This window comes from Niameybacter sp. (assembly GCF_036655075.1).
In the GTDB taxonomy this organism is placed as follows: domain Bacteria; phylum Bacillota; class Clostridia; order Lachnospirales; family Cellulosilyticaceae; genus Holtiella.
On sequence record NZ_JAVVQU010000005.1, the window covers coordinates 1 to 16004 of the forward strand.

Genomic DNA, 16004 nt, shown 5'->3' on the forward strand with positions numbered 1-16004 from the left:
CATCTGACAATTTGTACTGTTAAGTAGTACTGACTTTGTCACTTAAAGTGACTTTCCCCTAAAGGGGTTAACTCATCTAAAATTTAACTTTGAAACAAGTTCTTGTTAAATTAAGATTCGTTCTATGAATCGACTGGTTTAATGGTTACTATTTTATTTTCAATGTTCAAGCTTTATTTTATTTCTTATCTGCTGTGGTGTTTCCCCCTCAGCGACATTGACTATGTTATCATACCACTTAACCATTGTCAACCAGTTTTATTCTTTTTTCCTCATTTTTTCTTATTTTATTGTAAACCTCTATTTTATATGCTCTACTTCTACCTATTATCCCTTATTTTATTTAGATTATACGCCTCTCCCTACTCAAATGATTAGCACTATGTTTTTCGATTTAAAGAAGTTCTGCTTTCTTCTTAACTCAGAAGAAAGCTACCCTATCCTCCATGAGAATAAGATAGCTTTTATTCATTAGATTTTTTCTTTTAACTATTTCATAACATTCTCTGCATATTGTGTTGTCACAATCTTTTCGTATGGTGCCCTTGTCTCAAGTTCTCCTGCAAGTTCCATAACATCCATCAATCTACTTAAACTTTCTTCTTTAAGTATTGGATTTTCACACCATGCGTCTATTTCTTGGTATCTATTAACAACTGTTGTTAAATCTTCAAGTGAGAGTTCTGTAAAATGTGGGGATATAATTTTCGCAATTTCTTCAGCCTCATGTGTCTGTACAAACTGTTGTCCTTTGTAGATAGCTCTTGTAAACCTTTCAATAATATCTTGGTTTTTTTCCATATATGATGAAAGTGCACTGTAGGCTGTATAAGGAATTTCTCCTGTTTCTTCTCCTACAGATGCCATAATATAACCTTGATTTTCTTTTTCCAATGCTGTTGCTAGTGGCTCAAACAAAGTTACATAATCGCCTTCACCACCAGTGAATGCTCCTGCCATAACTGCAAATTGAATATCTGTCCTTACATTAACTTCTCCACCTGCTGTATCTTCACCTATGGTCAGTCCACTATTTTTAATGCCGTATTCCAAAGTCATTTCTGGCACTCCACCTTTTCTTCCACCAAGAATTTCTTTTCCTGCTAAATCATTAAAGGCAAAGTTTTCGTTAGCTTCTCTTCCTACTATAAAGCTACCATCTCTTTTGGTAAGTTGTGCAAAGCAAACTGAATAATCTTTGCTCCCTTGGTTATACACATATATAGAAGCTTCTGGCCCCATAAGCCCTACTTGAACTTCTCCTGATAGCAATGCTGCCATTGTCTTATCTGCACCTTGTGCACCTAAGAGTTCTACTTCAATGCCTTCTTCTTCAAAGAACCCATGCTCCATTGCTACATATTGGGGTGCATAGAATACAGAATGCGTTACCTCTGCTACTTTAATTTTTTCCAATCCACCTTGCTGTTTGTTACATCCTACACCAATCATAGCTAGTGCTAAAACAAGTACTATGCCTACTAACGATTTCATACGTTTCATGCTTTATTCACCTCATACTAATTGGGATATTTTTACATTGCATACTATAGCATAAGCACAATACTTGGCCAGTGTTACCTTTTTGACCAATATAATTTTTCAATTAGGCTAATTCCTTCATACATAATCCATGCACATAAAGCTAGTACAACTACACCCATCATAACCAAGTCTAATCTAAACACCTGCCCTCCATATACAATAAGATAACCTATACCATTACGTGAAACTAAGAATTCACCTACAATAACACCTACCCAAGATAGACCTATGTTAATCTTAATGATATTAATAATGTTTCCTACATTAGCTGGCAAAATAAGCTTTGTAAGTATCTGCCACTTATTTGCTCCAAAGCTTTTTAACATTTGTATTTTTTCTTCCTCTACATTAATAAAGTAGTTATACCCTGCCAAAATTGTACTTACAATAGAAATCGTAATAGCAATGACGACTATGCCTCTAATGCCTGCACCTGCCCATACAATAATAATAGGTGCCAGTGCCGTTTTAGGCAGCGCATTTAATACGACTAGAAATGGATCAGATATTTTGGACAAAGTGGGTGACCACCATAAAATGATTGCAACAAGTAGACCCAATACTGTGCCTATAACAAATCCCAGTATGGTTTCCCAGACAGACACAGCGATATGGGTAAAAATCGTTCCATTAGAAAGGTAATCCATAAATAGCTTTACAATTGCAGATGGACTACTTAATAAAAATGTATTAATAACACCTATTCGAGCTAAGATTTCCCATAATGCAACAAAGACTATAATCGTCAGGATTTGTACGCCTATAATCGTTCTTTTTTTCTTCTTTTTTTCTCTAATATAATTATTGTAACCCGGACTTAGTTGTTGCTCTTCTTTATTTACTTTCATAGACGTCTAGCTCCTTCCACAACACATCGAAATAATCTTTAAACTCTGGTGCCTTTCTAGACACTAAAGGGGTTCTTTCTTTATCTACAGTTAATTCAATGTCATAAATATGTTTAATCGTTGCTGGTCTTTTTGAAAGCACGGCAATCTGGTCGCACATAGCGATAGCTTCTGATATATCATGGGTTACCAAAATAGCATCTTTATGCTCTTTTCTTATAATCTTGTAGATATCATCACTTACCATAAGCCTTGTTTGATAGTCCAGTGCTGAAAATGGCTCATCTAGCACTAAAACATCCGGGTCTGTTGCTAAGGTTCTAATTAATGCAACCCTTTGCCTCATTCCGCCTGATAGTTCTTTTGGATATCTATTTCTAAACTCCCATAATCCATAAATTTCAAGTAAATATTCTATTCTTTTTATTGCTTCTTCATTAACTTTTTTTTGTATCTCTAATCCTATCGTAATATTATCCATAATGGTACGCCATTCCAATAGATGATCTTTTTGAAACATATACCCTACTTTGCCTTCTATTTGAACTTCTCCACTTGTAGGTGTGAGCAAATGCGTTAATATATTAAGAAGTGTAGACTTTCCACTTCCTGATGGCCCTAAAATACCTAAAATTTTCCCTCTTTCAAGTACAAAATTAACATCTTGTAAAACAACTATTTCGCCTTCATCTGTATAGAAATTCTTATAAATATTTTTCATTTCGATAATATTTGTCACTTTATTCCCTCCCCTGGTATAAATTGTATCTAATTCATAATATTAGTCGTCGGATACTAAAGTGCTTGGCTACTAAAAGATAAAAGCGCAGGACAACACATCCTGCGCTTTTATCTTCTTTATTCATTTTATTATATAACTCTGTTTATCAAAGCTTTAAATTGACTAGTGCTTCTAAAAGAATATTGTGGTTATAAAAGAGCGTCATTAAGTAAGACTCTTCTACTAACATTTCAAGTCCTGCAAATTGTGGAATCATAATCAGAAAAGGGATGACAAGACATATAATCCATATAATAAGCATGCCTTTAATAATGCCTACTATAAATCCGCCCCATGTATTAGCTGTTTTTAAAATAGGTAGCTTTGCCACTAAATCCAGTACACCTACTGCTAGAGTAAGCCCCACTTTAATGACTATAAAACATATAACAACTGCTATTGCCATCATACATGTATTCGCAACAAATGTCACAATGTACTCAACCAGTGTAGAAACTCCCAACAAATTATAAATCTCTGGATTATTATTCTCTATGAGCTGATTAGTCATAAATTCTGGCATCCACTTAAAGTTTTCTCTTATAAGTTGGGCCTGAGCTTGTAACCCTACATTCCCCATCTCCGGCAATAAGTTTTTTACCCCTTCTTGAATGGTTGTATACAAAGGGGTTAGCTTAAGTATTGTTTCTATAATCGGATAGACAAAAAAAGCAAGTACAAGTGCAAGTATAGATGAAAAAACTTGATACAGAGTTCTTATCAATCCTACTTTAGCTGCTATTAACGCCGTTATAAGGATAATTACTATAATGACTAAATCTAACATTACTTTGTCCCCCTTTGGTTCATCGGATTAAGTACTTTGACCTCATTCTTAGTTACAGCAATAAGCTTATTACCTACATATAAGACTTTGCTTACATCTTGAGTTGCTTCAAAAGTAAACTTAACCTCACCCTTTTTGTTATAACCTATAAATTGCTGACCTTGTCCTAAAATAACCCCTTTTTCTGTAGCATTAAAATAGGTTATAGATCGGTCAAATTCCAGGCTACTTATCTCTTCCCCTACTGTATTAAATAGACTCAATTTATCTTTTGATGAAGAACTCGTTCCTCCACCTGTACTAACAACTGGAAGATATTGGCTTCCCTTAATATCTCCATCTACATAAGGCGTATATTTTAAATAAAGATTAGGAATCTCCTTTATTTTTTCTCCTTGCATATTATAGAAGGTAATTCTACTATCTCCTATTGCTACCCATGTGTTTTGATTGATAAACTCAATCTCATAAATAATATTGTCTTTTTCATCTATACCATACTTGGCGTTGAAAACCTCTTCTGTCCCAGTCTTATTAATAATAATAGCATTTAATACAGAACTTACTACAGGATTGTATAGATCGACATAGCTTACGAGTAGGAGTTGCCTATCTGGTGATACTTCCGCACTAATAGGAAAACCCGCATCCTTAATATAAGATACGCCTTTTACCCCTAGCAACTCACCACTGCTACTATACGCTGATGTAATATGCCCATCTTCTGTCTTCTCAATTGTTGCTACATCTCCATTAGTATTTACTGAAAAATAAATAATCGGCTCTGTAGTCTGTACTTCTCCGCGTTTTCCTTTTTCATTAAAAATATATACTTTCTTACCATCTTTGTTGGCAATCGCAAAATAATTCCCTTTATGTTTGACTATTGGTTTGTCTAAAGTAAGGGCATTATTCCACATTTCATTCCCTTTTAAATCGTATGCCGTTATTCCATCTTGGGTTAATCGAATAACTTGATTTGCATTTACATCTATGTATTCATTTTTTTGTTCTGAATGAGAAAACAAAGTATTCCCCATCTCGTACTGTACCATTTCTTCATTAACCTTTGCCCATTGCAGTATGCCAATCCCTGTAATACAAATAAATAGTACACCTAAAAGGATCCAGGTTGTTTGTTTACCCGTAAGAAGCTTCTTCTCCTTCTGCACCCTCATTCCTCCTATGCATTAACTTTTTATTTTTATCATACACTATTCATCTTACAATTTCAAAGTCCCTTTACCATATTTGGTAAAGGGACTTTGTATGTAGGACTATGCCATAATGCGTTTATACATTGCTTCATATACTTGTGCTGAATGATTCCATGAAAAACAAGTATTCATTGCATTCAATTGAACTTGTTTAAAATCACTTGGTTTATTTTTATAACATTCATAAGCTTCTTCTATTTTCTTGTACAACCAATAACCACAGTAATCTACAAACTCAAATCCTGTTCCTTCTTTTGTGAGGTCATTGTAATGAATAACAGTATCCTTTAATCCGCCTGTTTGTCTTACAACAGGTACACTACCATATCTCATTGCCATCATTTGACCAAGTCCGCAAGGTTCAAATGCAGATGGCATAAGGAATATATCCGTAGAAGCATAGATTTTCTGTGCAAGTGCTTCATCAAATTTAAGATGAATACTTACACGTTTATTATACTTAGCCTCTAAGTATTTAAACATCTCTTCATATTCATACTCTCCGGTTCCCAGCAGTACAAACTGAATATCCATTTCCATAATTTTATCCATAATCCACTGATTATCTAAACTTTGCTTCATTAGATCAAATCCTTTTTGATCTGTAATACGTGAAATGACCCCAATCATCATTGAGTCAGTTTGCTCTAACCCATATTCATTTTGGAAAGCACGTTTATTCAGTTTGCGTCTTTCTATATGTTCTACATCATAACGTTCATAAATATATGTATCTGTTTCCGGATTGTAGCGCTCATAGTCAATACCATTTAAAATGCCACATACTTTATTGTAGAGTTTTTTCTCTAGAAGTTCATTAAGTCCACACCCATACTCCCATGTTTTGATTTCTTCTGCATAAGTTGGACTTACTGTTGTAATTTGGTCACTATAAAGTAACCCAGCCTTCATAAAACTCATCCCACCGTTAAATTCTAAGGCTTCTGATGAAGCATATCCTTCATCTAATTCAAGTACATCTAGTACTTGTTCTTTCCCAAAAATACCTTGATATTTCATATTATGAATAGTAAATACTGATTTTATCTTTTCATAAAAAGGATCCACGCGATATTTCTGATTTAACATCAAACAAATAGGACCTGTTTGCCAGTCATTGCAATGAATAATGTCTGGTTGGAAATCAATATGCTTCAACAATTCTAATACACTTTTGCAAAAGTATGCAAAACGTTCATAATCATCATGTTGACCATAAAATTCATCCCTTTGGAAGTAATGCTCACTTCTTATGAAGTAAGTAGGTACAATCGTATCATCATAATATACACCTACTCCTTCTTTTCTCCAATTTACCCAAACATCAAAACTTGTTACATAGTGTGTCTCATGCTCAAAAAACTTATTTTCCATTTGCTTATAATATGGCATGACTACACGAATATCTACTCCATTTTCCTTTAACTTTTTAGGCAACGCCCCTGCTACATCTGCTAAACCTCCTGTCTTTGCATATGGTGCAACTTCTGATGCAACAAAAAGACATTTTAACGGTTGTTTTTTCATAATATATTCCCCCTTTAAAGAAATTAATTTAATTATACAAAAATTTCAATAAAATTACCAACAGAATTATTCTGTTGGTATCTTTATTGTTTGTCCTACATAGATATTATCGCCATTTTCCAAGTCATTCATCGCAATAATTTCTTTTGTCCTAAGCTCGGTTTTGTAATGATCATAACTAATTTTTCTTAAAGAGTCCCCTTCTTGCACAACATATTCCATATAGTCTTCACTACTTGCAGTTGTTGATTCTTCATCCTTTGTAGCAGGTACCGTGGCCTCATCCACTTTATTTTCTTCTACTTTATTTTCTTCTACTTTACTTTCTTCTTCATTCGCTATTTGGTCACCCTCAGACGCTTCCTCTTCTACTTCAGTAGGTTCGGTTGTTGCAACTTCATCTACATCTGTTGTTTCATCTTCTTCAGCCGGTGCATCTACTTCCTCTGTTGTATCATCAGATGGTTTTGCACTAGAGTTGTCAATAATAGTAACTTGTGAAGTTGCAGCATCTATAGCTTCTTCGGGACTAATTACAAATTGTGCTTCTTCATCCACATTTATAGTCGCATCCCCTATATTTCCTTGCGTATTTTGTGTAACTTGAGTTAATTCATTTTGTAAAGTTTGAATTTTAGCATTTTGATCATTCATTTTTAAAACAACTGCTGAGAGTGCAAGTAAAGCAATACTTGCAGCAATAACTGTTAAGTTCATTTTTTTCTTTTGTTCATACTCTTTCTTGCGAATCTTTCCTATTTCTCTAAATTGATTCACAACATTATCATCTACCTCTTCTTTTTCTACACTTATAAAAGGTCTATCTAGCATATACTGTTGCATGCAAGGATTCTTATCATAGTACAAATAATAACCACTTTGCTCTTTTAATGTATCATCTTCATAAACGTAAAATGTCTCAATCTTATTAATAGGATCTACTAATAAGAGTAATGTTCCTTCTTTTTCAAAGACCTCTCGATGTGCCTTTACTTCTTTCATTGTAAGCATTGTGCCATATCCAGGTTGCATATGTAGCCACCCAATAAGATTTGCACCTGGGAAGTACTTTTCTTGTTCTTCCCTAAGACTTGCCACCACATCCTCGTTAATCCACTCCTCATCTTGAGAAAGTAGTTCTTTTGCTACGGGCATAATTCCACAAATAATAGTCTCTTTACTATCTGGATAGTACTCACCCACTATAACTGCAGCATGTTCACTGGCCAAATCTGTATTTGCATACTGATAAATATATGTATAAACATAGTCTTCAAGATAAATAACGTGGTCACAATCTGTGTCACCCATTGGTCTTACAGAATCAATATTTTCGATTAATGCATTATATCTTTCTTCTGCTTGTCCACTTGCCTCTTGTAGATTTGCTTGTGCTGTCATTTCCTCTACAGCAATTACTTTAGCTTGATTTTCTTGCGTTTTTTCAGCCTCCTTATTACGCTTTTTATTTGGGTCATAGATAATTGTTCCCATAGTACACCCTCTTCCATTTTTATCCATTTTGTACTTTATAAGCATACTATATGCTTCAAAAATAATTTAACCTTTCGTGTCGAGGGTACCTAAATTTTTATCTTTCTTTTTTTACAGAAGAAGACAGGTTATTTTTTACCAAAAATTGTTATAGGATTTCGTGTAAAAACATAAATAAATAGTCCATTATTTGGTAAACTATAATACTAATGAAAGTGGTGATATGTAGTGGATTCTACCTTACTTAAAAGAAACAAACCTCATTATATTAGTATTGATGACTCAAATCATTTTACAATGTTTTGTGATGCATTGTACAACTTGTTAGCAGCATTGCTTCCTCAATATAATGACGAACTGGTTATTATATGTATAGGCACTGATCGTGCAACGGGTGATAGCTTAGGCCCTTTAATTGGATATAAATTACTTGATTTAGAATTTGAAAAAGTTCATATTTATGGAAATCTAGATACTCCTGTTCATGCAAAAAATTTAGAAGATATAACAGTCACTGTCCAAAACAAACATCCTCATGCACTTGTCATAGCTATTGATGCTTGCCTAGGTACTATGCAAAATGTAGGCTCTATCTCAATTGGAGAAGGCTCTATCAAACCTGGTGCTGGCGTTCAGAAAGAATTAACACCTATTGGTAATCTGCATATTACAGGTATTGTTAATTTCAGTAGCTTTATGAATATGGTTGTTTTACAAAATACTAGGCTTTCCATTGTCATGCGTATGGCCGACATTATTTCAGGTGGCATTAGACACTGTATTTTTAAGTACTATGAACACAAATAAAAAGAGAGACAAGCTTATATAAATACACTCTTGTCCCTCTTTTACTATTTCTCTTCTAAAAACAACTTCATTCGCTTAATGACGTGATAGAATATCCCTAATGCTGCACTAAAGCATACAATACTTAAAATTGTAGATGCTACCATTTCTTGCTTCACAATAGAAGTAATGCCTACGAAAAGTAATGGGGATAAAAAATAGAGTGCTATAAATGCTGTTACAAACCATAATACACCAAGCAAAGTCAATGCTTTTGCTGAAGGAATTGTTTTTCTTGCAATACACACGATAAGAAGCCCCACCATAAGTGCTAAGATTGGCAAACTCATATCAAGTCCCATTCTTCCACCTGCTATTAACATAAGCATTGTAATCGGAAACATATTAATCATGAATAACATAACAAAGAATACAAACTTAATAAGCAGATGTCTTACTATATTTCCTTCAACAATCTTGTCCTTCATAAGAATTTTTGAAAATTCATATACAACATAAGTAGCTGCAACTAAAATATTTATCAATATCCATCCAAACATAATGACATTACCTAATATAGTAGTAGCTAATACAGGTATCTTATCACCTAACATTAAAAATACAATAAATCCTATCATAGATAAGACTTCAAATATATATACTTTTTTGCCATGGCTTAACTCATTTTTTACTTGTTCAAACATTTCTATCTCCTTCTATCCTATTCGTCCTATACTTATTTATTCTATCACTATATTAACATAACAAAAACGCTATGACTACCTCTCTCATATAACAAAAGGGACTGTCTAAAATTAACAGTCCCTCTCACTCTATAGTTCTAATTGTAAATCGCCTAGCTTAATCCACTCTCTTTTTCTCATAAGTTCACAAACTAGCAAACTTATAGTAGCTGGAAGCACAAAATGTACAAGTAAAATGGCTATTGCTACTTGTAATGGTGCAGTATGCTCGATCATTGTCTGCCATGTAAAAATAGGTCCAACCAAACCTGATGTTCCCATTCCTGCGCCTGCCGCTACGTTCTCCATTCTGAATACTACAGTAGCTATAGGTCCTGTAATGGCACTGGCTATAATAGGTGGTAGCCATATTCTCGGATTACGCACGATATTAGGCACTTGAAGCATTGAAGTTCCTAGCCCCTGTGCTAGAAGCCCTCCTACTTTGTTTTCACGGTAACTAATGACTGCAAAACCTATCATTTGTGCTGTACATCCAGCTGTAGCCGCACCTGCTGCAAGCCCAGACAATCCAAGCATCATAGCAATCGCCGCTGAACTAATAGGAAGTGTTAAGAATATACCCATCAATACAGAGATGACCATTCCCATGAGAAAAGGTTGAAGTTCTGTCGCATAGCCTATAATATTTCCAAGTCCAGCCATAAAACTAGAAATAGGTGGTCCTATTAAAAGCGCTGTCAAACTCCCTGTAAGAATAGTGACTGCTGGTGTGACTAAAATATCTATCTTAGTTTTTCCTGCTACAAGTTTGCCTATCTCAAGACCAATTACAGTCGCTAAAAATGCTCCTACAGGGTCTCCAGGTCCAGATAATATAACCTTTCCCTCTACAATTAAACTCTCGTTTAAAAACCCTGTTGCATAGGCACCAATAAGACCATTAATTGCACTTGCATAAAGCACTAGCTTAGAAGCTTCTAATTGATGTGCCGTTCCAATCCCAATACCTACACCTGTAAGTACAGTTGCTAAGCTAGCAATACCTAACAACGTATGACCAATTGTTGTATCTGGCAAAAACAGACCTATTTGCTTAATAATAAGTCCTATAATAAGTGTACAAAATAATCCTGAGGCCATTCCTCCTAGGCCTTTAATCAGATATCTGTCTATAAATTTTTTCATATAAATCCCCCATTACTATTGTAATGAGGTCATCATATCATGTGACAAGACAGTTGTCAATTATTGTACAAGATATCCTTTTTCTTTGAGTTCTTCTTCTATAATATCTAGTTCTTCTTCTGTAGTGGCTTCTATCGTATGCATATGCATGCCTGCTGTGAGAATTGAGAGTAGTGCTGCTTCATTGTGACGAACTTTTTCTACAAAACCTTTCACATCTCTTCTTGTTTTAAGCATTAAGTCTCCTGTTAAGTCTCCATAGACACTATGACTAACAATAACATTACGCACTCTTCCTCCATTATCTACAATGGTATTGAGCTCATCTTCTATTTGATCTGCTGTGTGCTTCACAAGTACCACACGGCTTACCATTTGATCTGCATCTTGATTTAAGATGTAACCTCTAGCAGTAGCAAGTAGGTCATATCCTTCTGCTCTAAGAAGTGCTACATCTTGGACAACAACTTGTCTACTAATACCAAAGGTATTAGCCAATTTTGTACCACTAAGAGGTTTTGTAGCTTCTTGCAACATACGTATCATTTCTTTTCTTCTTGTTTGTCCATCCATGTTACCACCTACTTTTCTTCTTTTTTCAAGTATAGCAAATATTTATGTTATGGGATACTCCCCTTAGCTCTCTTTTCACTTAACTTAAGTAAAGTCTTCGTTTTTTCTTCTTAAAACTTAATCACTTATTTTCAAAGAATAACCCCCTCTACACGCTCCAATTAACTATCAAAATGCACAACTTATGCTTCTTCACTTTATAAATATTATACAAACCTTAATTTTCCCATAAGTTTTTTAAAGAATTTCGCCTACTCATCCGTATATATATAAGTGTAAAGGTTAAGATGAATACAAATCCTAGGTCGTATTCATCTTACTCTTTCCCCTAAGAAACTGTTTGAAACGCTTTAGGTCTCCCCCCTACCTTTAACGAAACAAGCCTTTTCTTAGGCAACTGAACCTACTTTGAGTGGTGGCAACTCAAGTAGAACTTCGGGGCAATATCTGTTCATAGCTTGTCCAAGATATAAGTGCTCACCTATACATCTTCGTCCTATGGCCTTCGTCTGTCGTGACACTATTGTATATCCAACTTACTCAGATTCTTGCGGTGATATCTGCAACGGCAGCTCTTTCACAAAATAGACACTGAAGCAGTTAGGATATAAATAGTTACACACTAGACTTCAGTCGGAAGACGCATGTTCAAGTGAAAAGTAGTATCTTCCGAGCGTGAGCCTTGCCACAAAAACAAAAAGCTAACCTTATTCTGTCCATGCAACACGGGGGGACGACAGATTTAGGTTAGCTTTTTGTTTTATTTTATATACTATCCGTTGATTCTTTGTACAAGTACTTCTCTTAACTCTTCATACCCTTTTTTACCAAGTAGTGCAAACATATTTTTCTTATATTCTTCTACACCTGGTTGGTCAAATGGGTTAACCCCAAGTAGGTATCCACTTATGCCACATGCTTTTTCGAAGAAGTAAATCAATTTACCTACTGTGAAAGCGTCTAACTCTGGCACGTTGATAATAAGGTTAGGTACACCACCATCTACGTGAGCAAGAAGTGTGCCCTCAAAAGCTTTTTTATTCACGAAGTCCATTGTTTGACCTGCTAAGTAGTTAAGACCATCTAAGTCTACAGGCTCTTCTTCTAAAGTTACATCTAATTTAGGACTTTGTACATTTAACACGGTCTCAAATAAGAATCTTTGACCATCTTGTACGTATTGACCCAAAGAATGAAGGTCTGTTGAAAAGTTTAATGAAGATGGGAAAATGCCTTTTTGGTCTTTTCCTTCACTCTCTGCGTAGAGTTGTTTCCACCATTCACCAAAGTATTGAAGACATGGTTCATAATTAACAAGAATTTCTACACCTTTTCCTTTTCTAAGAAGTGCATTTCTTACTGCTGCATATTGGTAGCATGCATTATCTTCAAGATTTTCACTTGAATATTCACTTCTACCTTCTGCTGCACCTTGCATTAAGGCTTCAATATCAATCCCTGCTACTGCAATTGGAAGAAGACCTACTGCTGTGAGGACTGAGAATCTTCCACCTACATCATCAGGAATGACAAACGTTTCATAACCTTCCTCCTGTGCTAATGTCAGGAGTGCGCCACGCGCTGCATCTGTTGTAGCATAAATACGGTTTTTAGCTTCTTCTTTTCCATATCTTTGTTCCATGTATTTTTTGAACACTCTAAAAGCAATCGCAGGCTCTGTTGTTGTCCCTGATTTAGAAATGACATTAACACTTACTTCTTTACCTTCACATACATCTAGTAAATTTTTAAGGTATGTACCAGAAATGTTATTTCCTACAAAGTAAACCGCTGGTGTTTTTCTTTGTTCTTGAGATAAACTATTATAAAATGTATGAGATAGTGCTTCGATACAGGCTCTTGCACCTAAGTATGAACCACCTATACCTATAACAATTAATACCTCTGTATCTGATTTTATCTTTGCAGCAGCTTGTTGAATCTTTGCAAACTCAGCTTTATCGTAATCTACAGGAAGGTCAATCCACCCTAAGAAATCATTACCTGCTCCCGTTTTATTGTGTAGCATCTCATGTGCTAACTTTACTTGGTTACCAAAATACTCCACTTCATGCTGACTCACGCCAGTTTTAGAATAGTCTAAAGTAATTTTACTCATGTTTATCCTCCTTGATTAAGGCTCTATTTATGTACTAACTTTCAAGCTTGTCCTTTTATAAACCTCATTATACTCCATAAATCAAAACTTTCCAATAAATGTAATAAATTTTTATCAAAAAAAGACTACTGTATATGATATACTTTTTCAGTGATTTATAAAATACAATAGCCTTTTTTTATTTATATTAAAGAAGTGGATGCGCAGCTCTTGCTTTAATACGTTCCCATCTACGATCTACTTCTACTTGAGTTGCATCTAAAATCTCTGCATACCCAGCATTTGTAGCAATATGCTTAGTTCTTGCCATTAACTTATAGAACTCACTAATAGGTACCTTTTTATTTGCTTTTTCCGGATTATAGGTGAGTGTAGTGATTCCCTGTTCAATTTCAAAAAGTGGATGATAGCAACTATTTACTGCTGCTTCCATAATTTTGAGTCCCATACGTGGTTGATGTCCCCAGTTGAGTGGACACACTGACACACACTTAAGAAAAGCCATCCCATAGTTATCTGCATAGTATTGTGCTTTAGCTGCCTTTTTCATAAAGTCTGTTGGATTCATCTCTGCTACTGTAGCAACATAAGGAATATTGGTTGCTGCAAAAAGTTGAGGTGTATCTTTGGTAAAGGTATCTTTTCCTTTTTGTGCTGGTCCTACATGAGAAGTAGAAGACTTGGCCCCTTTGGGTGTCTGATAAGAAAGCTGATATCCTGTATTCATATAGCCTGCATTGTCGTACTCAAATAAAATCATACGATGGTTACGAAGCGCTGTACCAATGGCTGGTCCCATACCAATATCTAATCCACCATCTCCTGTTACCATAATAAAGGTAATCTTCTCATCTTGTGGAATCTCTCCACGTCTCTGCTTTTCATGATACATTTCCACTATACCCGATAAGGTAGGCGCTCCATTTTGGAATAAGTTGTGTACATAGGTTGTTCTAAAGGCAGTCTTCGGATAGCAAGTACTCGTTACCATACCACACCCAGTATGGAACAAAAGGACAACATGTCCTTCAATCCCTTTTAATAGTAAATTTAAGTTAGTATAAATCCCACACCCAGGGCAAGCACCATGTCCACCTACAATACGTTTTGGCATTTTTGTAGACTGAATTGGGATACCACCTTTTGCAGTGACTTTACCTGTTGCTTCATCTTCTACCACTTGAGTTATACCGGGAGATTGTTGTTCTTTTGTAAGTGGTTTGAAATAAGGTTGTGGATGATAATCTGCCTTTCCAGGATATTGCCCAAAGTAATCAAACCTCGCAACTTCCTCATTTTGAGTCATTTTAAAGGCTTCTTCTAAGAGATCAACTGCATCTTTAACATAAAAATCCTTGCCAGATAAGCCATAAACTCTACTGGCTGTTTCTATCCCTAACTTATAATCTTGCAAAGTCGCTTTAATTTCAAGAGACATATTTCCGCCACCTGCACCATAGCTATCTTGTCTATCTGCAATCATTAATGCCTTAATGTTTTTTACCACTTCATAGATAGCTTCTCTTGGCCATGGTCTAATGGCATTTAGAGTAAATACCCCTACTTTCTTACCTGCTTGCCTGAGTTGGTCTACTGCCACTTTGGCCGTTCCAAAGGAGGAACCTAGAACAAAAAGAGCAGCTTCTGCATCTTCCATTTCATAGGCTTCTACTGTAGTATAGTATCGCCCTGTTAAATTCCCAAACTCTTTAAAAACTTCTTCTATGATATCTCTAGACTCTTCCATAGCTAAATGTAATTGGTATTTGTTATTAATCAAGTCTGGTTCATTCATATAAGAGCCAAAAGTTGCTGGGTGCTCCATGTCTAAGGCATTATAGAGTGGCTTATATTCCCCTACAAAGTTTTGTACTTCTTGATCATCTGCAATCACATAAGTACGTCTCTTTTGATGGCTTGTAAAGAATCCATCAAAACCAATAATAATAGGTAGCATAGCACGTTCAGCTATTTTGAGCCCTACAATATTCATATCATATACAGCTTGAGGGGTTTGGGCATAGAGAGTGAGCCATCCTGTATTTAAAGTATACATGATGTCACTGTGGTCACCTTTTATAGAAAGTGGCCCTGATACTGTACGACATGCCAAGTTAAGTACCATAGGCAAGCGTGTCCCTGATTGTACAGGAAACTGTTCTAAAGCATAAAGTAATCCATTAGCCGATGTCGCATTAAATACACGTCCACCGCCTACTGTTCCACCATAACAAATTCCCGCTGCGCCATGTTCTCCGTCTCCAGGAATCAATTTTACATCATGCAAGCCTTCTGCCTTTAATAAGTCAAGGTGCTCAGCAATCTGGGTAGATGGGGTAATTGGGAAGTATCCCATCATATGATAGTTAATTTGCTTTGCCGCATAAGCTGCAAGTTCGTTACCACTGTCGTATACTATACTTTGCTCTACCATG

The 16004-nt window shown here is 35.4% G+C and carries 13 protein-coding genes; 1 reads left to right on the plus strand and 12 read right to left on the minus strand.

Annotation, left to right across the window (positions count from 1 at the left end):
- Nucleotides 1-489: 489 nt before the first annotated feature.
- The 7 genes from RRY75_RS02560 to RRY75_RS02590 form a co-directional block, all read right to left on the minus strand.
- Nucleotides 490-1503, minus strand: a complete 1014-nt coding sequence (locus RRY75_RS02560; RefSeq protein WP_332491359.1) for an ABC transporter substrate-binding protein — start codon at nt 1501-1503, stop codon at nt 490-492.
- Between the two features lie 74 nt (nt 1504-1577).
- Nucleotides 1578-2393, minus strand: a complete 816-nt coding sequence (locus RRY75_RS02565) for an ABC transporter permease (RefSeq protein ID WP_332491361.1) — start codon at nt 2391-2393, stop codon at nt 1578-1580.
- Nucleotides 2380-3132, minus strand: coding sequence for an ABC transporter ATP-binding protein (locus RRY75_RS02570; RefSeq protein ID WP_332491362.1), 753 nt, complete (start codon nt 3130-3132; stop codon nt 2380-2382). The genes RRY75_RS02565 and RRY75_RS02570 overlap by 14 nt, the downstream gene beginning before the upstream one ends.
- Before the next feature lie 148 nt (nt 3133-3280).
- Nucleotides 3281-3961, minus strand: coding sequence for a CvpA family protein (locus RRY75_RS02575; protein WP_332491363.1), 681 nt, complete (start codon nt 3959-3961; stop codon nt 3281-3283).
- Nucleotides 3961-5133, minus strand: a complete 1173-nt coding sequence (locus tag RRY75_RS02580) for a DUF5711 family protein (protein ID WP_332491365.1) — start codon at nt 5131-5133, stop codon at nt 3961-3963. Before RRY75_RS02580 ends, RRY75_RS02575 begins: the two co-directional genes overlap by 1 nt.
- Nucleotides 5134-5238: 105 nt before the next feature.
- Nucleotides 5239-6705 carry a glycogen synthase GlgA gene (gene glgA / locus RRY75_RS02585; RefSeq protein ID WP_332491366.1) on the minus strand — a complete coding sequence of 489 codons (1467 nt, stop codon included), beginning with the start codon at nt 6703-6705 and terminating at the stop codon, nt 5239-5241.
- Between the two features lie 66 nt (nt 6706-6771).
- Nucleotides 6772-8199 carry a LysM peptidoglycan-binding domain-containing protein gene (locus tag RRY75_RS02590; protein WP_332527382.1) on the minus strand — a complete coding sequence of 476 codons (1428 nt, stop codon included), beginning with the start codon at nt 8197-8199 and terminating at the stop codon, nt 6772-6774.
- Between the two features lie 228 nt (nt 8200-8427).
- Between RRY75_RS02590 and yyaC the strand changes: the two genes are divergently transcribed.
- Nucleotides 8428-9006, plus strand: a complete 579-nt coding sequence (yyaC, locus tag RRY75_RS02595) for a spore protease YyaC (RefSeq protein ID WP_332527381.1) — start codon at nt 8428-8430, stop codon at nt 9004-9006.
- A 44-nt stretch (nt 9007-9050) separates the two neighbouring features.
- Here yyaC and RRY75_RS02600 read toward each other — a convergent pair whose 3' ends face one another.
- The 5 genes from RRY75_RS02600 to RRY75_RS02620 form a co-directional block, all read right to left on the minus strand.
- The gene (locus tag RRY75_RS02600) at nt 9051-9689 is read right to left on the minus strand and encodes a hypothetical protein (protein WP_332491372.1); all 639 of its coding nucleotides are present in this window, start codon (nt 9687-9689) and stop codon (nt 9051-9053) included.
- Nucleotides 9690-9818: 129 nt separating this feature from the next.
- Nucleotides 9819-10877, minus strand: coding sequence for a PTS transporter subunit IIC (locus RRY75_RS02605; protein ID WP_332491374.1), 1059 nt, complete (start codon nt 10875-10877; stop codon nt 9819-9821).
- Between the two features lie 60 nt (nt 10878-10937).
- Entirely contained in the window at nt 10938-11450 is a 513-nt protein-coding gene (locus RRY75_RS02610) for a transcription repressor NadR (protein WP_332491376.1), read from the minus strand.
- Between the two features lie 772 nt (nt 11451-12222).
- Complete coding sequence (locus RRY75_RS02615) at nt 12223-13569, minus strand: glucose-6-phosphate isomerase (RefSeq protein ID WP_332491378.1); 1347 nt, start codon at nt 13567-13569, stop codon at nt 12223-12225.
- Nucleotides 13570-13756: 187 nt separating this feature from the next.
- Nucleotides 13757-16003, minus strand: a complete 2247-nt coding sequence (locus tag RRY75_RS02620; RefSeq protein ID WP_332527380.1) for a thiamine pyrophosphate-dependent enzyme — start codon at nt 16001-16003, stop codon at nt 13757-13759.
- Nucleotide 16004 lies beyond the last annotated feature (1 nt).